Annotated in this window: 21 protein-coding genes; 17 read left to right on the forward strand and 4 right to left on the reverse strand. The window is 44.5% G+C overall.

Annotated features, from left to right (window positions below; translation table 11 throughout):
• The first annotated feature begins 52 nt into the window (after nucleotides 1–52).
• The 4 genes from NYE58_RS15060 (at nucleotide 53) to NYE58_RS15075 (ending at nucleotide 3,633) form a co-directional block, all read left to right on the forward strand.
• Nucleotides 53–916: a DegV family protein gene (locus tag NYE58_RS15060; RefSeq protein ID WP_036686209.1), complete on the forward strand. Its 864-nt coding sequence runs from the start codon at nucleotides 53–55 to the stop codon at nucleotides 914–916.
• A gap of 9 nt (nucleotides 917–925) precedes the next feature.
• Nucleotides 926–2,977, forward strand: a complete 2,052-nt coding sequence (gene recG / locus NYE58_RS15065) for an ATP-dependent DNA helicase RecG (RefSeq protein ID WP_076183407.1) — start codon at nucleotides 926–928, stop codon at nucleotides 2,975–2,977.
• Between the two features lie 66 nt (nucleotides 2,978–3,043).
• Complete coding sequence (locus NYE58_RS15070; RefSeq protein ID WP_036686212.1) at nucleotides 3,044–3,331, forward strand: stage VI sporulation protein F; 288 nt, start codon at nucleotides 3,044–3,046, stop codon at nucleotides 3,329–3,331.
• Between the two features lie 26 nt (nucleotides 3,332–3,357).
• Nucleotides 3,358–3,633, forward strand: coding sequence for a hypothetical protein (locus NYE58_RS15075; protein WP_143761851.1), 276 nt, complete (start codon nucleotides 3,358–3,360; stop codon nucleotides 3,631–3,633).
• A gap of 659 nt (nucleotides 3,634–4,292) precedes the next feature.
• On the opposite strand, the gene NYE58_RS15080 is transcribed toward NYE58_RS15075, so the two are convergent.
• From NYE58_RS15080 to NYE58_RS15090, 3 genes are all read right to left on the reverse strand, one after another.
• Nucleotides 4,293–5,153 carry a YitT family protein gene (locus NYE58_RS15080; protein WP_076275851.1) on the reverse strand — a complete coding sequence of 287 codons (861 nt, stop codon included), beginning with the start codon at nucleotides 5,151–5,153 and terminating at the stop codon, nucleotides 4,293–4,295.
• Between the two features lie 128 nt (nucleotides 5,154–5,281).
• Nucleotides 5,282–5,551, reverse strand: coding sequence for a hypothetical protein (locus NYE58_RS15085; RefSeq protein ID WP_341002223.1), 270 nt, complete (start codon nucleotides 5,549–5,551; stop codon nucleotides 5,282–5,284).
• A 578-nt stretch (nucleotides 5,552–6,129) separates the two neighbouring features.
• Nucleotides 6,130–6,492, reverse strand: coding sequence for a hypothetical protein (locus NYE58_RS15090; RefSeq protein ID WP_340012445.1), 363 nt, complete (start codon nucleotides 6,490–6,492; stop codon nucleotides 6,130–6,132).
• Nucleotides 6,493–6,676: 184 nt separating this feature from the next.
• Between NYE58_RS15090 and NYE58_RS15095 the strand changes: the two genes are divergently transcribed.
• Together NYE58_RS15095 and NYE58_RS15100 are read left to right on the forward strand one after the other, a co-directional pair.
• On the forward strand, nucleotides 6,677–7,090 hold the full coding sequence (locus NYE58_RS15095; protein WP_235219531.1) for a DUF2500 domain-containing protein: 414 nt from the start codon (nucleotides 6,677–6,679) through the stop codon (nucleotides 7,088–7,090).
• A 126-nt stretch (nucleotides 7,091–7,216) separates the two neighbouring features.
• On the forward strand, nucleotides 7,217–9,913 hold the full coding sequence (locus NYE58_RS15100; RefSeq protein ID WP_341004269.1) for a calcium-translocating P-type ATPase, SERCA-type: 2,697 nt from the start codon (nucleotides 7,217–7,219) through the stop codon (nucleotides 9,911–9,913).
• Between the two features lie 90 nt (nucleotides 9,914–10,003).
• Here NYE58_RS15100 and NYE58_RS15105 read toward each other — a convergent pair whose 3' ends face one another.
• Complete coding sequence (locus NYE58_RS15105) at nucleotides 10,004–10,939, reverse strand: C40 family peptidase (RefSeq protein WP_076125886.1); 936 nt, start codon at nucleotides 10,937–10,939, stop codon at nucleotides 10,004–10,006.
• A gap of 324 nt (nucleotides 10,940–11,263) precedes the next feature.
• Between NYE58_RS15105 and NYE58_RS15110 the strand changes: the two genes are divergently transcribed.
• The 11 genes from NYE58_RS15110 (at nucleotide 11,264) to NYE58_RS15160 (ending at nucleotide 23,995) form a co-directional block, all read left to right on the forward strand.
• Nucleotides 11,264–12,334 carry an ABC transporter substrate-binding protein gene (locus NYE58_RS15110; RefSeq protein WP_076125887.1) on the forward strand — a complete coding sequence of 357 codons (1,071 nt, stop codon included), beginning with the start codon at nucleotides 11,264–11,266 and terminating at the stop codon, nucleotides 12,332–12,334.
• Between the two features lie 62 nt (nucleotides 12,335–12,396).
• A complete protein-coding gene (locus tag NYE58_RS15115; RefSeq protein WP_036686219.1) occupies nucleotides 12,397–13,320 on the forward strand; it encodes an ABC transporter permease in 924 nt (307 codons plus the stop codon).
• A complete protein-coding gene (locus NYE58_RS15120; RefSeq protein WP_076125889.1) occupies nucleotides 13,313–14,107 on the forward strand; it encodes an ABC transporter ATP-binding protein in 795 nt (264 codons plus the stop codon). The genes NYE58_RS15115 and NYE58_RS15120 overlap by 8 nt, the downstream gene beginning before the upstream one ends.
• 222 nt (nucleotides 14,108–14,329) lie before the next feature.
• The gene (locus tag NYE58_RS15125; protein ID WP_341002226.1) at nucleotides 14,330–16,096 is read left to right on the forward strand and encodes a sensor histidine kinase; all 1,767 of its coding nucleotides are present in this window, start codon (nucleotides 14,330–14,332) and stop codon (nucleotides 16,094–16,096) included.
• Nucleotides 16,089–17,657 (forward strand): response regulator, encoded by a 1,569-nt coding sequence (locus NYE58_RS15130; protein ID WP_341002227.1) that lies wholly within the window; start codon nucleotides 16,089–16,091, stop codon nucleotides 17,655–17,657. Before NYE58_RS15125 ends, NYE58_RS15130 begins: the two co-directional genes overlap by 8 nt.
• Before the next feature lie 121 nt (nucleotides 17,658–17,778).
• A complete protein-coding gene (locus tag NYE58_RS15135) occupies nucleotides 17,779–19,116 on the forward strand; it encodes an extracellular solute-binding protein (RefSeq protein ID WP_036686225.1) in 1,338 nt (445 codons plus the stop codon).
• 143 nt (nucleotides 19,117–19,259) lie between these two features.
• Nucleotides 19,260–20,180, forward strand: coding sequence for a carbohydrate ABC transporter permease (locus tag NYE58_RS15140; protein ID WP_076105030.1), 921 nt, complete (start codon nucleotides 19,260–19,262; stop codon nucleotides 20,178–20,180).
• Between the two features lie 3 nt (nucleotides 20,181–20,183).
• Nucleotides 20,184–21,023, forward strand: a complete 840-nt coding sequence (locus tag NYE58_RS15145; protein ID WP_038570347.1) for a carbohydrate ABC transporter permease — start codon at nucleotides 20,184–20,186, stop codon at nucleotides 21,021–21,023.
• Nucleotides 21,024–21,080: 57 nt separating this feature from the next.
• Nucleotides 21,081–22,193, forward strand: coding sequence for a rhamnogalacturonan acetylesterase (locus NYE58_RS15150; protein ID WP_076217717.1), 1,113 nt, complete (start codon nucleotides 21,081–21,083; stop codon nucleotides 22,191–22,193).
• Nucleotides 22,194–22,305: 112 nt separating this feature from the next.
• Nucleotides 22,306–23,097, forward strand: coding sequence for an SDR family oxidoreductase (locus tag NYE58_RS15155; RefSeq protein WP_076105002.1), 792 nt, complete (start codon nucleotides 22,306–22,308; stop codon nucleotides 23,095–23,097).
• A 181-nt stretch (nucleotides 23,098–23,278) separates the two neighbouring features.
• A complete protein-coding gene (locus tag NYE58_RS15160) occupies nucleotides 23,279–23,995 on the forward strand; it encodes an MgtC/SapB family protein (RefSeq protein WP_036686231.1) in 717 nt (238 codons plus the stop codon).
• Nucleotides 23,996–24,017: the final 22 nt, after the last annotated feature.

Raw genomic sequence — 24,017 nt, forward strand, 5'->3', positions numbered from 1 at the left:
AGAAATTTGTTATTGCGTAGTTGGCAAAATTATAGCTTGGGGGAGAAAATCCATGAATCGTACCATTATCGTCACCGACAGCACTTCAGATATCCCGCCAGCAATGGCGGAAACGTACGGAATTGAGGTAGTACCGTTGACCTTAATGTTCGGCGAAGAGGCTTTTAGGGACAATCTGGATATGACTCCGGAGCAGTTCTATGAGCGTCTTCCCCGTACCTCACAGCTGCCGACTACTTCTCAACCCTCACCGGTTGAATATATGAATGTGTACCGCAGTATTCTGGAGCGTAACCCGGGCTGTTCTATCCTTTCCTTTCATATTTCTTCTGGACTGAGCGGGACTTATCAATCTGCATTGCTGGCTAAATCGATGCTGGAGGAAGAGGGAGAAGGAATCACTGTTGTGGATTCTCTCTCCGCTTCTTATGGTTTTGGATTTATGGTAGTGGAAGCTGCCAGAATGTCTGCTGAGGGCAAAGGACCTGAAGAGATACTTGAGGCTGTAGAAAGCCTACGTCAATCGCGTAAGCTTTACTTCTTAGTAGATACACTTGAATATTTACAAAAAGGCGGGAGAATTGGGAAAGCCTCCGCTATTCTGGGGACACTTCTGAATATTAAGCCGATCCTGTCCATTGATGCAGAAGGTATTATTTATGCGGTGGAGAAAGTTAGAGGCCGTAAGAAGGCTGTCGCCCGTATGATTGAACTGTTCAAGCGGGATCTGCAGGGTGTAAACAAAATCAATGTGGCCGTGGGTCATACGGCTGAACCGGCTTCCGGCGAAGAGTTCCTGAATGAGCTTGCAGGACACTTCACCTTGGAAGAAAAAGTGCTGACGAACGTCGGCCCTGTCGTGGGCAGCCATGTCGGTAACGGTACATTAGCTGTGTTCATTTGGCCTGCAAAATGAGGGATAAATATGACACTGGCATTAAATCAAATTGAAGTAAAAAACATAACTGGCGTGAGTGCTCAAAAGCAAAGCGAGCTTCACGCCTTTGGCGTCTTTACAGTAAAGGATTTGTTAGAGTATTACCCGTTCCGCTACGAGGATTATCGGCCCCGAACGCTTAGCGAGACTAAACACGGGGATAAAGTGACCGTAGAGGCAAAAGTAATCGGTATCCCTGTGCTGCAGCGCTTTGGCGGCAAGTCACGTCTCAGCTGTAAGATGGTTGCAGAGCCATGGATGTTCACAGCAACCTGGTTTAACCGCCATTACGTAAGAGAGCAACTCACTGTGGGACGGGAAATTGTGCTGACCGGAAAATGGGATCAGAAGCGCAATCAGATTACAGTGACTGATTATGAATTTCCGGATCGTGGTGAAGGAAAGACGGGAACACTGCAGCCAGTCTATTCAGTAGGTGGTAAGATCACGCAATCCTGGATCAGGAAGGTTATTAATCAGGGACTTCAGCAGTATGGGGATCTGATTCCAGAGATTTTACCGCATTCTATTATGAGGGAATATGACTTCATGCCGCGTAAACGGGCCATTGCCACTATTCATAGGCCTGAGGACACTCGTGAAGGGCAGCAGGGGCGCCGTAGGATGGTATATGAGGAACTATTCCTGTTCCAGTTGAAGATGCAAGCCTTCAGAGTTCTGAACCGCGGGCGGATGGATGGGGTAGTCCACACAGTGGATAACGCGACGGTACGCCAGTTCGTACGCAGTCTGCCCTTTGAGCTTACAGATGCGCAGAAACGTGTAGAGCTGGAGATTTTACATGATCTGCGTTCACCATATTGCATGAATCGTCTGCTGCAAGGAGATGTTGGCTCGGGTAAAACAGTGCTTGCGGCAGTGGCGCTTTTTGCTACGGTAAGATCTGGTTTTCAAGGTGCGCTTATGGTGCCTACAGAGATTTTAGCAGAGCAGCATATGCGTTCACTTACCAGAATGTTTGAGCCGTTCGGGATTACTGTAGGACTCCTTACGGGCAGTGTGACTGGCCGAAAACGTAAAGAATTATTGGCCTCGTTGCAAATGGGGATGCTTGATATCGTGGTAGGAACACATGCTTTGATTCAGGAGGATGTATTTTTCCGTGATCTGGGACTTGTAGTAACTGACGAGCAGCATCGTTTTGGTGTGAATCAGCGTGGTGTATTGCGGCGTAAAGGATATAATCCGGATGTACTGACGATGACGGCGACGCCTATTCCTCGTACGCTAGCCATCTCTGTTTTTGGCGATATGGATGTATCCACTTTATCTGAAAGGCCGAAAGGCCGGGTGCCAATAACTAGCTACTGGGTAAAGCATGATCTCATGGATCGTGTGCTGAATCTGATTAAGCGTGAAATTGATCTCGGTCGTCAAGCTTATCTGATCTGTCCGCTTATTGAAGAGTCAGAGAAGCTGGATGTGCAGAATGCTATTGATTTGCATATTCAGATGAGCCAAGCTTTCCCTAGCTATAAAGTTGGGCTTTTACATGGTAAAATGACTCCCGCTGAAAAAGATGAAGTGATGCGGGCGTTTTATAACAATGAGCTGCAGCTGCTTGTGTCCACTACGGTGGTGGAGGTGGGTGTAGACGTTCCTAATGCTACATTGATGATCATTATGGATGCGGATCGTTTTGGCCTGTCACAGCTGCACCAGCTGCGTGGACGGGTAGGAAGAGGGCAGCATGCCTCTTTTTGTGTGTTGGTAGCTGATCCAAAATCTGAAATCGGACGTGAGCGAATGACTGCCATGACCGATACGGATGACGGATTTGAGATTTCCCGAAGGGATTTGGAGCTGCGTGGTCCGGGGGACTTTTTTGGGACAAAGCAGAGTGGATTACCGGAGTTTCGGCTGGCAGATATGACGGCTGACTTTGAAATTCTCGAGCAGGCGCGGGATGATGTTGCTGAGCTGCTTAAGGATGAAGCCTTTTGGACATCACCTGAATATGCATCTCTTCGGCATTATTTACAGAGTGAACAGATCTTCCAAGGAGAATTAATTGACTAACTAGGCACATGTAGCACCGAAGGCTCATATACTGTGAAAGATTGGATATGACGGGAGGTGCTACACTTGGGTTATCAACAATTCGGAATTAGCCCTCAGTTGGTGGATCGCATCAAGCTGAAGATGAAAAACTCGACTGTGAAGGATCGTATCAAAAGTATGATTGAGGGCATCTCGAAACAGGAGCTGCAGGATCCTGCGGTTGTTCGCAGATTGGTACGAAAAGCGTCAGGTGTATTGAACGAGAAATTGACCTCGACACAGGAAGAACAAATTGTGAAGTTTATCATCGCGCAAAAAATCGATCCGAACAACACCTTTCATTTGATCCGCTTGTGGGGAATGTTCCGTTAAGTAGCGTATTAAATGAAAAGTAGGGGTTGTCCATAGATGTTTTTTTCATCGTATGTGACAGTCTGCAAGCAGCGATCCTCCTATTACTGGAGGATCGCTGCTTTGCGTTTTTGGCCGTAGTTACGGCAAGCTGCAATACGTTTCTATTCTGGACAAACCGATGCCACCGAATCGTGGTCATTCGTCGTCCGATCCCGCCGAATCATGATCATCCGCTGCGGCTTTCGGACTCCAATGACGTTATTCGCAAATATATCGCCATTGGAGCAAGGTTTCGGACCCCAGTGCAGTTATTCATATGAATTAGACTCATAGTTGGCGTTTTTGGTGCCAATAGGGGCTATGGGGTCCGATAGCATCCAAAATTCAGAATAATTCAGCGTATAAGGTCCACTGTGTCCGATGTCAACGAATCACATTCATCTTCGGTGAGGTATCGCTGAATGATGTTAATCCATCGTCCGATGCTACCGAATCATGTTCATCTGCTGTCCGTTACCACCGAATCTTGTTCATCCACCGTCCGATCCCGCCGAATCATGATCATCCGCTGCGGCTTTCGGACTCCAATGACGTTATTCGCAAATATATCGCCATTGGAGCAAGGTTTCGGACCCCAGTGCAGTTATTCATATGAATTAGACTCATAGTTGGCGTTTTTGGTGCCAATAGGGGCTATGGGGTCCGATAGCATCCAAAATTCAGGATTATTTCGCGTATAAGGTCTCCTGTGTCCGATAGCTGCCTCAATCGCGCAAACATGTTAGATTAAGCGAAGTTGAGGCCTCACACAAGGAGTTTGAGGCTTCGATCAAGAAGTTTTGGGTCTCAAACAAAAAAAAAGGAGTCTTCGCTCAAGAAATTAGGTCTCGCTCCGAAAAATTGGTTGCGATCAAAGGCTAAATTCAAAAAGAAGGGAGCGCTCCAGCCATTTTGATGGCTTAAGGGCGCTCCCTTCTTTTTATTCGTGTAAGCGTGTTTGTCTATGATCTTTAGTGGCTGATCTAAACACAATTTGGCTCTCTGAATCACACTGTAGAACGAGTGCCCGAAGATGCTCTTCTTCCATTCTGTTCGTCAGACAAAACAACGTGCTAACCTCTCCATCTTGCCCTGAACCTTCAGCAATCGCAGCTTCTCGGTTTAGGGAGCTTGCGATTGCTTGCTGAATGTCCAAACATCGGCTGCTGGTAATCCAAGCAGTGCGGGAGTGGGATAATCCCCGTAGTGAGATACGAACACCTTCGAAAGCCAGCAGGTAGGCAATGATAGAATACATTGCTTGCTCCCAACCGAACAATGTACCTGCAAAAAGCAGAATTGCACAGTTCAGGATCATAATAACGACTTCCGTTGACTTTGGAGGTCCGCCGCTCAGCAGAGAATACCCCTGGTCACTGGCTTGTTTATTTACACCGCCGAATCTCACAGATATTCCAATACCTACTCCAAGACAGATGCCTCCTGCCATTGCCGCAGGTAAAGGATCGCTAATCACAGCAGGAAAACGATGCAGCGCAAGAGACGCGATGGTTAGGCAGGTTAATCCCAAAACAGTGTAAAGAGCAAAGCGGAGATTTACTTGTTTTCGCGACATAAATATAAAGGGCAGGTTGAATAGAAATAGAAACAATCCAAGCTGCATTTCAGTAGTATGAGCGAATAATGCGGATAAACCTGTAATCCCGCCGACAACAAGGCCATGTGGCATTAAAAATAATTCCAATCCTACAGCAGCAAGCAATGCGCCGGCAATGACTGTGAAAACTCGGAAGGTAGAGCTTCTTTGTAGCTGTTGACGTTGATTTATTTTGTTCTGCATAGTTTTTCCTCCTTCAACAGGGGAAACGACCTTACTTATTTTCAGTGGCTATGGCAGATTCTTTGGATATTCGTGCATCATGTCGTTTCTCAAAGTTGAATACTTTATCCGTTATTTTACAAATCTATTTAGATTCCTTCGTCAGACAATGTCCAAGGACAACAAGGATCAGCACGTAAATGGCTGCGAATGGCTGCGAATGGCTGCAAATGGCTGCGAAAGGCTGTAAATGGCTGCGAATGGCTGCGAATGTCTGCAAATGGCCGCAAATGGCTGCAAATAGCTGTAAAGGGCCGCGAATGGTTGCGAATGTCTGCAAATGGTTGCAAATAGCTGCGAACGGCTGCAAATGGCTGCAAATAGTGAAGACTAGCCAGCACTCCGCTTTCTTTACCCAAATTGGCTAAAACAATTTAAAGTTTATCCCGTGAGACTATAGGCATCCAATGATAGATGAAGCATGAAGGCTGTGACCAACGCTACGTCCGGCCAGTAAGCCTGCAACGAAGTTGCGCCAATCAGTATAACGATAACTGCTGCAAGGGAGTACCAGAGCGCCTCACCGCCTAAGGTGGGTGGATGTACCTTAGTCTCAAGCTGAAGAAGAAGATGGCACCTAAGAAATAACGAAATAGGATCACGAGCTTTTCAATTCGTCTCACATGTTCGGTTTCAGCGAGGACAAGTCCACTAGTAGTGCGCCAATAACTTCTGTCTGCTAGACGAGTGCTCTCGGAGAATCCAGCAATCAAGAATAGTGCTGCGAATATTACTAATGTAAAAGCGCTCCGGAACGGATATCCAGAACATGGTTCAGCCAAGATACTTGCTTTCTTCCAGTGGATGATGAGCAATGCGAGCATGTATACCTACCGGTAAATCCGCATCTCTATAATTCATGATACATAAGATTTTTATCAATTGAAGTTCTAAATTCCCTTCAGCCGACATTCATTTAGGGCAGAGGTGAACTTCGTTAGTGGAGTGAAATTAGAAAATGAGACGTGAATTTTAACAGGTACAGCCGTAGTCGAAGCAGGAATTTATAAATCACTGGACGGAACAGTAAAGAAAGTACAGGGAGTATTGCAACTACCGCAAGAGACTTCGTTCCCCACTGTTCAGTTATTTTGATGGCTCCTACCTGAGGGGTTATTTGAGGTGCAATCCTTACGGGGGGTGTAAACTTTCGCTCGTAGCGTTCAATTTCGGATGTCGTTGATTCTTGCTCCGTAGTGAATAATCCTCCAGACCAGGCAGGTGGAAAGGAGAACATCATTCCCAGAATTAGGACGATACGAAGAAACCAATGTAGTGATAAACGCGCTATATATTGCACCGAAATAACACCTCCCAACTGTATGTAGTATAAAAAGCATACCATACCTTTTCCTTTGAATCCAAATTGTTTTGTGAAAAAAATTCATATATAGATGATGAAAACATGAAACCGAACGGGAAAAATGACGTATTTCGCAGCATAGATAACTTTTATTATCTTGTTTCAGTCAGGAGGGATAAATTTGAGCGAATGGCAGGATTTTAACGGTTTTGATGAGCGCAGCTTTTTCGGAAGTTTCATTCATGAGATGCCACTGTTTTTTAAATTATTTGCTTTGCTTTTTCTTGGCTTTTTCGTTTTTATAATTGTTAAATCAGTGAGAATCTGGATGTCCAATAACGCAAGTCCTTTGATAAAAGCAAACTGCACAGCGGTCACCAAACGAACCGAGGTATGGGGTGGATCCGGTGAATCGAGAGCAAATACTAGTTATTACGTTACGTTTGAGTTTGCCGATGGCTCTCGTTTAGAGTTGCAGGTAAGAGATCAGGATTTTGGCCTGATTGTAGAAGGTGACCGAGGTGAACTCCTGTATCAAGGGACTAGGTTTAAAAGCTTCAATCGCGATTTGAAGAAAGAACATCTAAATTTTTAAAAAAGTACATACCATTCAAGAATCACCATGCCTGTTTTGGGTAAAACTCATATGAGAGGTTTTACCAGATCTCAATTCTGGAAGGAGGCTATGGTCTTGAATTCAAATAATTCACAATCGCAAGGGCTGGTACCCTTCCATACACTGAGCGAGGAAGAAGTGCTGAATAGGCTGGAAACTCGGAAAGAGGGTTTATCTTCCGATGAAGCGGCTAAACTTCTGGAGCGATATGGGAAGAATGTACTGCAAGAAGCGAAGACTAAATCGCTATTAGAAAAGTTTATCGAACAATTTAAAAATGTAATGATCTTTATTTTGCTAGTAGCAGCTGTATTGTCAGGAGTTTTGGGGGAATGGACGGATACGATTATTATTTTGCTTGTAGTCATTCTGAACGCGGTGCTTGGAGTTATTCAGGAAAATAAGGCGGAGCAGGCACTCGATGCGCTTAAAAGCATGTCCTCTCCGCATGCCAGAGTAAGACGTTCCGGTCAGGTTACTGAGATAAAAAGTGAAGACCTCGTTCCCGGGGATATCGTATTACTGGAAGCCGGAAATGTAGTTCCGGCGGATATAAGACTTTTGGAAGCCGCATCGTTAAAGACGGAGGAAGCCGCGCTTACAGGAGAATCATTGCCATCAGAAAAGCGGGCCGGTGTGCTTGAAGGCAGCGACATTGTAATCGGTGACCGCACCAATATGGCTTATATGAGCAGCAGTGTTACTTATGGCCGGGCGGTTGGTGTCGTTACAACAACAGGAATGCAGACGGAGGTCGGTAGAATTGCCGGTTATATCTCGGAGGAAGATAATGATGTAACACCGCTGCAAAAAAAGCTGGATGAACTAGGGAAATATTTCACCTTTATTATTCTTGGCGTTTGCGTGATTATCTTTGCCGTTGGGATCTTCGAGGGAAGAGAGCTAATGGATATGCTACTTACCTCGATCTCACTTGCGGTAGCGGCTATCCCGGAAGGGCTGCCAGCAATTGTTACGATCATTCTCGCGCTTGGTGTGCAGCGAATGGCGGGACGAAAAGCGATCATTCGCAAGCTTCCTGCCGTGGAGACACTCGGAAGTACAGAGATTATATGCTCTGATAAGACAGGTACTTTAACATTAAATAAAATGACTGTCGAAAAAGTACATGTCAACGGAAAGACCACTGATTCCAGTGCAGGACTTGAAGGGATTCCTGGTGGTGAGTTATTGCTTCAAGCTATGACGCTTTGTAATGACTCCAGCATTGACGAAGGAAAGACTCCTAGTGAAACTGAAGCAAAAGCTGGAACCAAGGATCCCCAAACCAAGAGCGGAAAAGCAATCATCGGCGATCCGACGGAGACCGCGTTAGTCGATTATGCGCTTAGTATAGGTACTGACAAAAGGGAGCTTGAAAAGAAAAATCCACGTAAAAATGAGCTGCCTTTTGACTCTGATCGCAAGCTGATGACAACGATTCATGAGGTAGAAGATGGTCGATATCGTGTGCTGACAAAGGGTGCACCAGATGTACTTTTGTCTAAATGCAGCCATATTTATGTGGATGGAGAAATTGTACCTCTACAAGACGAACATAAGCGGAATATCATGGAGAGTAATAAAATGCTCGCAAATGACGCACTTCGAGTGTTGGCGTTTGCTTTCCGAGATGAGGAGCAGCTGCCGACCGATCTCTCACCAGATACCACGGAGATAGAGTTAGTATTTATTGGTTTGGTTGGTATGATAGACCCGCCGCGTGAGGAAGTACGGGATGCGGTAGCCATCTGCCGTAAAGCGGGAATAAGACCTGTAATGATTACAGGGGATCATCGTGATACAGCAGCGGCTATTGCCAAAAGATTAGGGATTATTGAAGATGAATCAGGTGTATTAACGGGCAGTGAGCTGGATAAATTCAGCGAAGAGGAATTTGCGGAGAAGGTTACCGATTATTCGGTTTATGCACGCGTCTCTCCTGAACACAAGGTGCGTATCGTTAAGGCTTGGCGGCAAAAAGGAAAAATTGTGGCGATGACCGGAGATGGTGTAAATGATGCTCCTGCACTTAAATCATCCGACATCGGTGTGGGCATGGGGATAACTGGAACGGATGTTGCCAAGGGTGTATCAGATATGGTACTTGCCGACGATAACTTTACGACTATAGTTGTTGCCGTTGAAGAAGGACGGAAAGTTTACAGCAATATCCGCAAAGCAATCCAGTTCCTTCTCTCCGCTAACCTTGGGGAAGTGCTGACATTATTTATTGCCACTATGATTGGTTGGCGTATTCTAGAGCCGATCCATATCCTGTGGATTAATCTCGTTACGGATACTTTACCTGCACTTGCCCTCGGGCTTGAGAAAGCCGGTGAGGATGTAATGGCGAAGAAGCCGCGTAAAGCAAGCAGTAGCATTTTTGCTGGCGGCGTAGGGATCGGGATTATATATCAAGGGATTATAGAAGCGGCACTTACGTTATTCGTGTACCAATGGGCGCATACGCATTACAATGAAGGTATTGCGGTTACAATGGCCTTTGCCACATTAGGATTACTGCAAATTGCCCATGCTTTTAACGTGAGATCCAATAAAAAATCGCTATTCCAGATTGGTTGGTTCAGCAATCGGTATATGTTATGGGCGTCGCTGATCTCTATACTAATGCTTGTGCTTGTGATCATCATCCCGGGCTTAAACGACTGGTTTGGTGTCTCACATTTAAGTGGATTACAGTGGGGAATAGTATGTGCAGCAGCCGTAGCAATTATTGTCATAGTAGAACTTGTAAAGCTGTTTGTCCGGATAAGCGGAAGGGGCAAGAGCTGGGATTAAGAATTTGGTTAAGAGTTGTAGTCAAAAAGCCTGAATCCCTTCAATAGGGATTCAGGCTTTTTGAATGATTTCTTTTAAAGTATGGGAAGCTTATAAAACACGTTGCATGTGGAGGATTACATTACTCCAATAACCTGAGTCGAGGTCACTGATCTGAACTCCGGGTTCACCCCAAGTGTGGATAAACTTTCCGTCTCCAATGTAAATACCGACATGACCAGGTATAGCATCACTTTCAAATCGGCCGGGAACGGTAAAAAAGATAAGATCCCCTACATCCAGTTCGCTTCGACTTACACGAGTACCTAAATTATCTTGATCTTTAGCTAAACGAGGTAAGCTGACACCGAATTTTTTGAAAACATGCCTTGTAAAAGAAGAGCAATCAAATTTTTTGGTTTCTTCATAAGATCCAGCGCCAAAGTCGTAGGGTACACCTAAGAAATTTTTGGCAAAAGCGACTAACTCCTTTTTATCCGCTTCAGAAATACTTTGAATGCGTAAAGATTTAGATTCACTCGTGGATTCGACCGTCGATAATTTTTCGATAGTCTTACGTTCGGACGGTGTAGCAATGTTTATCTCACCCGACTGGGGATTCCAGCCTACTTCTGTTTGCAGAAATTTGGACAAGGCTAAAGGGGTGATATAGATTTGCCCTTCTTGCCGTCTAGGGGCTTGTGGCAGTGTGATTTTTTCCCCAAGTGAGAATACCTGTGGTGAGCCAGGGCGCAGCATATACATAACATCGCTATAACCGATTTTAGTGTATCCATCACTAGAACCATCATCTTTCATCCGATATCCGAGCGAAGTAACCGCAGGCTTAAGTGGAATCCAATACTTTCCCTGAGCGTCGGTAATTGCAGATTGTTCATAATAACTGGAGGCATTTGTTCCATCAGGAGTTAGCGCGTTAACCTTAGGTTTTTGCGATTGAGATGAATAACCGCAGGATGAACTCGTTAAAGCGACAGCAAGCAATACAGTAGCGGTGGTTAGTAGTCTTTTGTGATTATTAGCCATTTAACACGCTCCATCTTCAAACTGTAAATTCAGTTTGTGCAGGGCGATTTTTTTTATGTAAAAGAAACGAAGGCAATCGCTGTAAGAGACAACCAAGCATTACCTGTTTTGATGTCATATATTCTTCAGAATTTGAAATCTATGGAAATATGATAAGTGATTGACGGATAAACAACCTCCATATAATATAGGTTTAATAGATTTCTATCATTAATGTGAGGTACGTGTAAGCTTATGCTTTAATGCTTTTATCGATAAAAGTGATAATGCTGAGTCGCTCACCTTGATGTATGCGTTAATAAACTAATGAAATGGGGTACTTTGATGAAAAAGAGAAACATTTTGGCGGGATTAAGCTTATGCTTCATGCTCGTAGCAGCTGGTTGTGGTAACAATAACACTGCGGGAAACGCAGGAAATGCAGCGAATTCCGGTAATTCCCCTACGAATGCAGGAGCAGCAGATTCAAAAACATACAAAATTGCGATCTCGCAATATGTGGAGCACCCCTCACTCGATGCTACACGTGAAGGAATTCTCGCTGCTTTGAAGGATGCAGGAATCGTTGAAGGTGAGAACCTGAAGGTTGACCTTGAGAATGCTCAGGCTGATCAAGCGAATAACTTGTCCATTGCTCAAAAGATTGCCGCTGACTCTAATGATTTGGTATTGGCAATTGCAACGCCTTCCGCTCAATCAATTGTTCAAGCACTCAGCAAAGCAAGTAAGGATACACCGATTTTATTCGCAGCAGTAACTGACCCACTCGACGCGAAGATTGTCACGGATCTGGAGCATCCAGGTGGCAATGTATCAGGTGTATCGGACACCAATCCCGAAGCGATTAACAGATTAATGCAATTTATAGCTACCCAATTTCCTAACGTGAAAAAGCTGGGCATCGTTATTAATGAAGGTGAACCAAATGCAGTAATTATGGCTGAGATTGCTAAAAAAGAGTTGGATAAACATGGAATCGAGCTAGTGAAGGCTGCCATCACGAATACCTCTGAAGTCAAACAAGCTGCAGAATCACTTGTGGGTCGTGTAGATGCATTCTACATTACTTTGGATAACACAGTCGTAAGTGCAGTGGATACCATTATTCAAACAGCTAATGACAAGAAAATTCCCTTCTTCTCCAGTGACCGTGATACGGTTGAAAAGGGAGCTTTCGCCACCGTTGGTTTTAAATATTTCGATCATGGCTATCAAGTGGGTCAAATGGCCGTGGATATTTTGAAAAATGGTAAAAAGCCAGCTGATATGAAAGTAACCATGCAAGAAAAACTCGATCTCATTCTTAACCTGAAATCTGCAGCAGCGCAAGGCATAGAAGTGACTGATGCAATGAAGGCAGAAGTTGCCGATCAAGCTAACAATATTATTCAATAAGCCATTATATAGGGGGCGATTTCGTGAGAACGCCCCTTTCCGCTCGAAGGAGGAAGTCATCTATGTTAAATTCGATGCTCGGGGCCGTTGAAATGGGACTGCTTTACGCATTTATGGCTTTAGGTGTATACATTACCTTTCGTATTCTTGATTTCCCTGATTTGACTGTAGATGGGAGCTTTACCACTGGTGGTGCCATTGCCGCTGTTATGATTACTAACGGTTATGCACCATGGCTTGCTACCCTGGCCGCTATTGCTGGTGGAATGCTGGCAGGAATGTGTACGGGCCTATTACATACGAAAGGCAAGATTAATGGACTGTTATCCGGGATTTTGATGATGATTGCACTCTATTCCATTAATCTGCGGATATTTGGTGGCAAACCGAACTGGTCTTTAATGGGCGACACTACCTTGTTCACTTCCATTGATCCTCTGCTCGTACTGCCGTTTGTAGTTATTTTTGTGAAAATAGTAATGGATTTATTCCTGCGTACAGATCTTGGACTTGCGCTGCGGGCTACCGGAGATAATGCAAGAATGATCCGTAGTCTGGGTGTGAACACGGATAATACCACTATTCTTGGCGTCAGTTTGTCCAATGGAATGGTGGCGCTCTCGGGGGCGCTAATCACTCAGTATTCTACTTTTGCGGATTCCTCTATGGGTATTGGGATGATTGTAATCGGGTTAGCTTCGGTGATCATCGGTGAAGCCATATTCGGTGCTAAAAATGTATTTCGGGCCACATTGGCTGTTGTGCTCGGATCCATAGTTTACCGGATCGTAGTTGCACTTGCCTTGCGGGTACCGTGGCTGAAAGCTTCGGATCTTAAGCTGATCACAGCAATTATCGTTATTTTCGCTCTTGTATTCCCGTCGATTCAGCGTTTCCTGAAGCAGAAGAATATGGCGCGGAGGCGTTCCGTTGAATTAGCTGAGCAGGCGCTAAGCAGCAAGAGAGGAGGCACCATCGATGCTTAAACTGGAGAACGTATCTAAGCTGTTCAATCCCGGAACACCCGATGAGAAAATAGCGCTGCTCGGCATTGACTTGGAGCTTCTTCCCGGTGATTTTGTCACCATCATTGGAAGTAATGGAGCTGGTAAATCTACGTTGATGAACATTATTTCCGGTGTCATGAAGCCGGATCTGGGTACAGCCAGCATTGAGGGAAATTCAATCAGCCATTTGGCGGAATTTCAACGGAGTCGTTGGATTGGCCGTGTCTTTCAGGACCCAATGGCGGGTACGGCTCCACATATGACGATTGAAGAAAATTTAGCTATGGCTTATAAAAGAGGCAAAAGCAGAGGGTTAACCTTTGGCGTAAATAAAGCTAAAAGAGCTTTGTTTCGCAATGAGCTAAGCCGTCTGGGGATTGGGCTGGAGGATCGCCTGCGGGCAAAAGTAGGGTTGTTGTCAGGGGGAGAGAGACAAGCGCTAAGTCTGCTAATGGCGACCTTTACTCAACCGCAAATTTTACTTTTAGATGAACATACAGCAGCCCTTGACCCTTCTCGTGCGGAGCTGATTACTAAACTGACAGAGTCCATTGTCCGTGAGATGAAGTTAACCACCCTAATGGTTACTCATAACATGGAACAGGCCATTCGTCTTGGCAATCGTCTGATCATGATGGATAAGGGCCGTATTATTTTGGATATCGATGAGGAACGTAAAAAAGATCTTACTGTAGAACGGCTGCTCGGAGAATTCGAGACAATCAGCGGACATAAATTGGCAGATGACCGAATGATGCTTGGCTAGTCAGTTGTAGGTTGAAGGTAGCTCAATATAAGGGCTTGAAGTGAAGTCTGATTCTGGATTTCATTTCGAGCCCTTTTTTACATAGGAATTTTTTCGCCGAGCCATTATACTATCCTTATCTTTCAGTTCACGTAAATTTACCCAAATGGAACATTATGGTTTATAATGGAATTATAGTGATAATAAATGAAAATTATCATATTTAGGGAGCGGAGAATGCAGATGATTTGGAAAAATGTTAGCGCTTACAGAAGTTCGGGCATTTTCAACAAAATGATACTGATTATTTCCTTTTTGCTTCTACTTTCCTTTTTATTCTCTTTGACCGTTTTACAATATGTGTATCGTATCTATGACAAGCAAATTTATGAAAAGGCCTCTGAGGTACTGGGGATGTCCTCCATTAGCATCGAAAATGCCCTAAGAGAATTGGATCAGCTTTCTTTTACAGTGGTGTCTGATGAGCAAATTCAAGAATGCCTGCGCCAATTGCAGAATGATCCACAGCCTTATGAAAGACAAGTTCTACATAACAAGATCATAAACAGGCTGGTTGCTTTTGCAGGGGCAGAGAAATACGTTTATTCCATGATGCTGATGGATACGAGTGGCGGAGTAATGACTGCGGGCAATCGTGAAGGGGTATCACAGGATCTGCAGGATCAGTTAAAGCCGTTAGCTGCGGAAGCTAGCGGGAGTATAGTGTGGTATCCGCAAGGAAACAGAAATTCACTTTTGGCGGTTCGGCAGATTAAATCTTATACAGGGTCAACGTTTACGCTGGATGATCTGGGAACACTCGTGATCCGTATTCGGATCGACCTAATCATTGCGGATAGTACGAGCGATACTGATCAATTAATCGCAGTTGATGCCACGACGGGACAGGCAATCTATCCTGAAGCACCGATTCTTTTGCCAGATGAGCTTAAAGAAGAGACAGAACGTCCGGAGCTATATCGCACGGCCAAATATCAAGAAGGTACTTATTTTATAACCAAGACGAAATCATCTTATATAGATTGGATCTACATCAATGCCACTCCATTTAATGAGATGTTCAAACATATTACTTTTGTCAAAAAGCTGGTCGTCATCATATTCGCACTAATCTTATTAATTGGTCTCCTTTTAGGCTACAGGCTTGCTCGCAGTATTGTACGTCCGATCTCTAAGCTGACCAAAAAAATGAAGCAAATCGAGAAGGGCGATCTGGACAATCTGGAGGAACAGTCATTAGGTGTGGTTTCACAGACTGCGCAGGACGAGGTTAGTCAGCTAAACCGGACTTTTAAAATGATGATCCGCAGGATCAGAGAGCTTATTGATGAGAACTATGCGAAGCAGCTGATTATTAGAGAGACAGAGCTAAAAGCTTTGCAGGCCCAGATTAATCCGCATTTTTTGTACAATACACTGGAATCGATCAACTGGTTAGCCAAAATGAACAAACAAGCCAAAATCTCAGAAATGGTAGAAGCGCTCGGTTACTTGTTCCGCAGCTCTATTGGTCTAAAGGATCCGCTGATTACACTTGAAAAAGAGATCACTATCGTGCGCAATTATGTCATTATCCAGAAAACACGGTTTGATGAGAGGCTTGATTTCCGGATGGATGTACCTGAACATCTGCATGACGCTTTGATTCCGAAGCTGACCTTGCAGCCTTTAATCGAAAATGCTATCCGCTATGCACTAGAGCCTAATATTGAACCGTGTACCATTTCTATAACAGTTAGTGAAGATGAGCAGGGGCTCGATATCAGAGTCAGTGATAATGGACCGGGAATGAGCGCTGAATTTATCAAAGATTTGCAGATGGGAAGAGTTAAGACCCGTGGAGAAGGCATCGGCTTAGCTAATATCGCGGAACGGATTCAAATCGTCTTCGGTCCTGAATGGGGCACTTCCATAGAAAGTGAACCGGGTCAAGGAACAACTATACATGTGCGTATACCTTACTTAAAAGGAGTGCTAGAGAATGTATAAACTGCTGCTGGTGGATGATGAACGCTTGATTCTGGAAGGGATATCGCAGGTTGTGGACTGGGGACGAGCGGGAACAGAGCTTGTAGGCACGGCGTGGAACGGGATTGAGGCTTTGGTGAAAATAGAGGAGCTTAACCCTGAAATAGTGATTACGGATATTTCTATGCCTGGTTTAGATGGTTTGGGACTGGTGCAAAAATGCAGTGAACGATTTCCAGACGTGAAATTCGTTATGCTGACTGGTTATAAGGATTTTGATTATGCTTGTATTGCTATGCAGAACGGGGTTAAACATTATCTTTTAAAGCCGTGCAATGAGAATCAGATCCATGATGCACTGGTTGAGCTGGTAGCGGAGCTCGATGAACAGAAGAGCCGGGGCGAATTCGTAAATAGCATGAAACAACGTCTTCAGAAGGTATTGCCCCATGTGAAAGAACAATTTTTGAAGGAATGGATCTCTAACAAAACTTATGGAAGTCAGGATCTAGAGTACTATCAGGAATTATTCGGCATTGAACTCAATGACAAAACGGTACGCTTGCTCCTGTTCCGGCTGGAAGGTTCTTACGAATATGAGCAATTGTTCGCTCTGCAAAATATTGCCCAGGACGTACTTCAGGAAACACTCCTGAGTGCGACGATAGGCGGTCATTTATTAATATTACTGGAAGACGAAGGAAATACGGTGCAGAATAGCCCCTTGCTTAAACGTATCGCTGAAGTAAGAGAGGTCTTCTGCAAGTTTTATAAAATGGATGTGACAATCGCGATTAGTGATGCTGACCTTATGATTCATTCCCGGAGATTGTATCGTCAGACCTTGCAGTGCCTGAACCATCGTTTTTATTTGGAGGCGGGCGGTTTGATTACCGGGAGTGATATCCCAAGTGATGAGCTAAGTGGAAGAAATGATATCGAGCTAGATGAAGAGCATATTTGTCTACTAATCAAGTCAGGTGACCAAAATACGGTAGAGCTGGAATTGGAACGATTATTCAACTTGCTCGCGGATGAACGGTTAGATATTAACGTGACGCGTTCATATGTTTTACAGTTATATTCCGCTATGATTCGTTTAGCAGTCCCTGATGAAAGAAATAGCTTCACATCGGGCTTGGCGGAGCTTGCCGAAATTAGAACCTTGGGAGGTTTAAAAGCATATGTCAAAGAGGCAGCGGTTCGCTTAACAGCGATGTATGACCGACATTTTAGTTCCCGGCAATCGCTGATTGTAGACAAAATGTTCAAAATTATCGCAGAGGATTACAAGAATGCAGAGCTGTCGCTTAGCTCGGTCGCTGCTGAAATGTTATATATGAATCCCGACTATCTCGGCAAAATATTCAAGAAAATTACCGGGGAGAAATTCTCGAATTATGTAACCAATTACCGGATTGCTAAAGCATCGGAGCATATTTTGAGAAGTGGGGATGTAAGAGTATTTGAACTGGCTGAAATGTTCGGCTTCGGTGGAAATGCACAATATTTCAGTCAGGTTTTTAAAAAAGTAACCGGCCAGACCCCTACAGATTTCATGAAACCCCCTCAAGCGAACTGATTATTGAACAAACAAGACGGTTTTTTGTATTCAATAATCACGGAATATTTGAGAAAATTTAACCAATGAAAGCGCTACCTAAAGGGATCAGAGCCTTTACACTATCATAGGAAAAGGGGACATGAAATTGAAAAAGAGATTCGCTTTACTAGCCGTACCATTATTGCTGTCGTCAATGTTAGCTGGTTGCGGTGGAGGTAACAACAATAACAATGCTGCTGCTACGGATTCCGCTACAAATACTCCTTCGGAGACGAAACCTGCGGCCACGACCTCAGCAGAACCAGTAACCCTGCGTATCGCATGGTGGGGTGGAGATACAAGACATTCTTATACACAACAAGTTATTGATATGTATGAAGCCAAATATCCGAATGTAACCATTGAGCCTGAATATGCATCCTTTGATGATTACTGGAAAAAGCTTGCTCCGCAAGCTGCTGCAAATAGACTTCCTGATATCGTTCAAATGGATATTTCCTATATTAATCAATATGGATCTAACGGACAGCTCGAAGATTTGAAACCTTATTTGAACTCTCAGATTCAAGTCGGCGATGTGAATGAGAACGTGCTGAGTACTGGAGTGATCGGTGAGAAGCAATACGGAATTCCGTTAGGGGTTAACGTACTTGGTTTTCAATATGATCCAGAATTGCTGAAAAAGGCAGGTGTTGATTCTATCCCAGAGAACTGGACTTGGGATCAATACAAGGAAATCGCCGCGAAAGCTAAGTCGGCTGGACTGTATATGGACGGTTCCATGGCAGCAGACGTGTTCTTCAACTATTATCTGCGTACAAAAGGGCTGGCACTCTATAACAATGATGGTTCCGCACTTGGCTATGAGGACGATGCGTTGTTCACTGACTTTTTCGGAATGTTGTCTGGTCTGATTAAAGATGGAGCGGTCCCATCACAAGACAAACTGAGCCAAAATAAAGGGGTTATTGAAGAGTCGGATATTGTTAAAGGGACAGGTATCGGTGTATGGCAATGGTCGAACCAATACGTTGCTTTGCAAATCGCTGTAAATCGTCCTATGGAGCTGGCACAAATGCCTGGTCCAGATATGGATAAAGGGCTTTACATGCAGCCAAGTATGTATTGGTCAATTACTTCTAACTCTAAAGTGAAGGAAGAAGCAGCGAAGTTCGTTGATTTCTGGATTAATGATGTGGAAGCTAACAACCTGATCAAAGGCGAACGCGGAGTACCGATTTCAAGCAAAATCAAAGAATCTGTAGCTACACAATTAACTGATTCCGGTAAGCAAGTATTTAAGTTTGTTGCTGACATGGAGCCTACTACTTCACCTATGAGTCCACCGGTTGGATCACCAGAGGTTGTAGCCCTGCTTACAGACCTTGCTGAACAAATGAACTTCGGAAAAATCGATCCAGCAGCAGCAGCAGCACAGTTCCGAAAAGAAGCGAACTCTATTCTCTCCAGCCGTTAATCGTAGGGTAACAGATAACTATACTGCGTCTCACATGGGAAACGGCATGCCATTTCGCTAGGCGGCATCCCGTTTCCCATATTATTCACATAAAAAGGAGTTGGAGACCCTTGGCATTAACGAATCCCCTACCTTCGAATCCATTGGCTGTTAAGAAAAAGAACCTCACCGGCCGGCGGTTACGAAGCAACCTTACAGGATATGCCTTCATCAGTCCGTTCGTCATTGGCTTCCTTTGCTTCACACTGATCCCGATGATCATTTCGCTGTATCTTTCTTTTACCAAATACAATTTATTCGCTCCACCTAAGTGGATTGGATTTGATAATTACATCAAAATGTTCTCAAATGACCCGAAATATTTGCATTCACTAAAGGTAACGCTGCTTTACGTATTTATCGGTGTGCCTTTACGTCTAACCTTCGCATTATTTGTGGCCATGATTCTAAATACGAAATCACGTATGGTAGGAGCCTATCGGACAACTTATTATTTACCTTCTATTATAGGGGGTAGTGTGGCGGTCTCCATCATGTGGCGTAATATTTTTAGTGATACTGGAATTATTAACGGCATGCTTGGCTTTTTCGGAATTGGACCGGTAAGTTGGTTTGGCAATCCGAACGCTGCGCTTATCATGTTGATAACTCTATCTGTGTGGCAGTTTGGCTCATCCATGTTGATCTTTCTGGCAGGTCTTAAAAATATTCCTGGTGAAATGTATGAGGCAGCTAGTGTAGATGGAGCCGGATTCTTCAGAAAGTTCTTCAAGATTACTATGCCACTCTTAAGTTCAGTGATTCTGTTTAATCTAGTTATGCAGACGATCAGCGCATTCATGACCTTTGTTCCAGCTTATATTATCTCTAAAGGTGAAGGCGGACCTATGGACGGCACTATGTTGTATTCTCTCTATTTATTCCGTCAGGCCTTTATGTTTAATAATATGGGTTATGCTTCGGCTATGGCTTGGGTAATGTTGTTGCTTGTCGGCATCATGACCGGAATCTTGTTCAAGACATCCAAATCGTGGGTCTTCTACGAGTCGGAAGGAGGAAAATAATCCATGGCGAAAATTAAACTGAAATGGCCGCTTTATCACATTCTTATAGGTGGCCTCGCTATCGTTATGCTGTATCCGATTCTGTGGATGATCATGAGTTCTTTTAAAGAGAGCCGGCTTGTGTTTGTTACAGCGCAGCACCTTATACCTGATCCATGGGAATGGGGGAACTATGCTAAAGGCTGGGAAGGTATTGCAGGTTACTCCTTTGGTGTCTTCATCAAGAACTCTTTTGTAATTGTTATTGTCGCAACACTGGGCGCAGTCATTTCATCTTCACTGGTTGCCTTTGGTTTTGCCCGCAATAAATTTGTAGGCCATGGCTTATGGTTCGGAATCATGATGATGACCCTGATGCTTCCTTCCGATGTGGTGCTCGTCCCTCAATACATTATCTATGCCAAATTGGAATGGCTCGACAGTATCAAACCGATCGTTGTTCCACAGTTCTTCGGTGTCCCGTTTTTCATTTTCCTAATGCTGCAGTTTATTCGGACCATTCCTGTTGAACTTGATGAAGCGGCTACCATCGATGGTTGTGGGAAATTTGGACTTTATTTCAGAATTATACTTCCACTCATTCGTCCTTCTATGGCTACTGCGGCGATCTTCTCCTTCTATTGGCGCTGGGAAGACCTGCTTGGACCGGTATTGTACTTGAACTCACCTTCTAAATATACAGTTTCGATGGGGCTGAAAATGTTCCTGGACAGTGAGTCCGTATCCAACTGGGGTCCAATGTTCGCCATGTCTGTTCTAAGTTTGGCACCAGTCATGATTATCTTCTTTATCTTCCAAAAGCAGATTGTAGAAGGAATCAGCACCAGTGGTTTGAAAGGTTGATTTCAGCAAACGAATATAAATGTTTTAAATCTCTAATTAAGAAAGGTGCGGCTGAATTTGGATAGCTATCGTTTTGATTTTGGGATTAAGGAAGCTGAGCCTGGCTACACCAAAATTCGGCCGGACACATCTTATTCTAAGGAAATAGGGTATGGTTTCACTTCTGATTCCTCCGTCTTTGGTCGTTTCAGAGGGGGAACAGATATACTGCGAAGCGATTGCTGCATCCCACAGAAAGCAGTTTTTCTTCTGGATCTCCCGAATGGGATCTACCGTGTTACGCTGCTGTTGGGTGATGCTCTGGCAGATACCAGCACATTTATCAAAGCTGGAGAAGGCAAGTTCGTATTGGACACGCTAAATGTGCCTGCGGGCCAATATTTGCGCGAATCCTTTGCAATTAGGGTTAAGGATGGGCAGCTAAAGCTATCGTTCTCGGGTGCGGCACCGCGTATTAACGCCTTGGACATTCAGATGGACAATGAAGCGCTAGTCTTATTTCTGGCGGGAGATTCCACGGTGACCGATCAAGGGGAAGAAGGTTACCCCTATGCGGGGTGGGGCCAACTGCTGCCACGCTGCTTCAAAGCCGGAATAGCTGTAGATAATCGAGCACTTTCTGGACGCAGTTCCAAGAGTTTTATTGAGGAAGGGCATTTGGAGGGCATTGCCGCAGATATCAGACCCAGAGATTATCTGTTCCTCCAGTTTGGACATAATGATTCCAAAACTGATGATTTAAGACATACCGAGCCCTTTACTACATATAAAGAACATTTGCTCCGGTTGATTACAGTCGCCCGAGAAGCGGGGGCCTATCCGGTTCTTGTGAGCTCTGTACATCGGCGAAGATTTGATAGTGAAGAAGCAATTGTAGACACGCATGGAGATTATTTAATCGCCATGCGGGAACTCGCAGATACCGAGCAGGTTCCACTGATTGATTTAGCCGAGAAGAGCCGCAAGCTCTTTGAAGCTTATGGCTCAGAGGGCTCAAAAGATTTATTCATGTGGAGCTATCCAGGAGAATTTATTGCGCATCCAGGTGGGGTGCAGGATAATACACATTTTCAGATTTTAGGGGCTCGTCTTCTAGCTGAGCTTATAGTGGAAGGGATCCGGGAAGTTGGATTAAACGATCTCATCATTCATCTTCGTCAGGGAGAATAATAATCCTAAAGGAAAAGTAAATATCTGTCGGTTCAACTTCTGTATGCAAGGTTAAGGTTAAGGAAAGAACTTAACTGGAAGACTTGCATGATAAGAAGGAGGATATCACGATATGGCAGATAAAAAGCTTGTAGGTAAGGTTGCAGTTGTAACCGGAGGCGGCTCAGGAATTGGCCGGGCAACCGTGCTTGAGTTCGCACGTAACGGAGCCAAAGTTGTATTATTGGACAGAACTGTAGAGAACGCTGAAAAGGTTAGACAGCAAGTGGAGAAAGAGGGCGGAGAAGCCCTAGTTATCGAATGTGATGTTGCTGAACCACCACAAGTGGAAGCGGCGATAAATAAGGCGGCCGCGAAATGGGGTCGTCTTGATGTTGTTTTTGCCAACGCAGGGATTAATGGGGCGATGACGCCTATTGAAACGATGGATATTGAAGCTTGGGATCAGACCATTCATATTAACCTGCGTGGAACCTTCGCGACTGTTAAATATGCGATACCGCATCTAAAAGAAAGCGGAGGCAGCATCCTGATCAACAGCTCCATTAACGGAAATCGTGTATTTTCTAATGTTGGTTTTTCTGCTTACAGTACGACAAAGGCAGGACAGGTTGCTTTTATGAAAATGGCGGCACTGGAACTGGCTCAATTTCAAATCCGCGTAAATGCGATCTGTCCTGGGGCTATAAAGACCAATATAGATGACAACACTTTTCCATCAGAGGATCTGAAAGAAGTGAAAATCCCAGTAGAATTTCCTGAGGGAGATCAACCGTTGGAAGAAGGTCCGGGGCGACCTGATCAAGTAGCGAAGCTGGCGCTGTTTCTGGCGTCTGAAGATTCAGATCATATTACGGGGACGGAAATTTATTGTGACGGTGCAGAGTCGCTTCTGCATGGTTAGTTTTTCAACATAATCTTGGCCTCTCATAACGGATTCCATCCTCGTCGCTATGCCGGACCACACGGGTCGAAAGAGCATATGCGCTGAGGATGGTTATGCCGTTTTTTGTTGTAAAATAAAGCTAATCATTATCTCCAATTTCCGTTATAATGGAGTATCTCTGGAGAAAGGAGATTGCGATATGGATTTTCAATTGGAATCATTAATGAAGTTACTAGTGGCCATGCTGTTCGGGCTGTTCATCGGGATTGACCGACAGATCAAGCAGAAACCGCTGGGGATACGGACCAGTATGGTCATAAGCATTGCGAGCTGTCTTGTCACAGTGGTGTCTATCCATGCCTTTGATAAGTTCGCAGGACCAGAGCATCCCAACATGGACCCAATGCGGCTTGCGGCTCAGATTGTCAGCGGGATTGGTTTTTTGGGTGCGGGTGTTATTCTGCGTAGAGGCGGAGATGCCATTTCGGGCCTTACTTCGGCAGCACTCATCTGGACAGCTTCTGGAATTGGTATAGCTGTGGGTGCGGGATTCTATATTGAGGCAGCATATGCGGTTATTCTGCTGATGTTTGCTGTGAATTTAGTTCCTCATTTAATCCGTTCGCTAGGACCAGAAGTACTGAATAAACATGAAGTTTCAGTGAGGATCATTATGGAAGCTAATTTTGTGCTTACAGAAGTGATCCAAAAAATCGAGCGGCCTCAGGTCAGCTCGCAGCGTAGTACTAGAGGTCCATCCCGAGCGATTCGAAGAATGAAAATTAAAGATTTGGAAGATGGCAGACAAATGATCGATATGGTGATCTCAGCACCGGATCGGGATTACGCAACAGAAATCTATTACGATGTGAAGAAAATTGAACATGTAATGAGCGTAGAAGTGGAGCAATTGTAAAAAGAGCATGTCACCTCATGAC

Origin of the sequence: Paenibacillus sp. FSL L8-0708, from assembly GCF_038009325.1 — a bacterium.
GTDB classification, from domain to species: Bacteria; Bacillota; Bacilli; order Paenibacillales; family Paenibacillaceae; genus Paenibacillus_AQ; species Paenibacillus_AQ odorifer.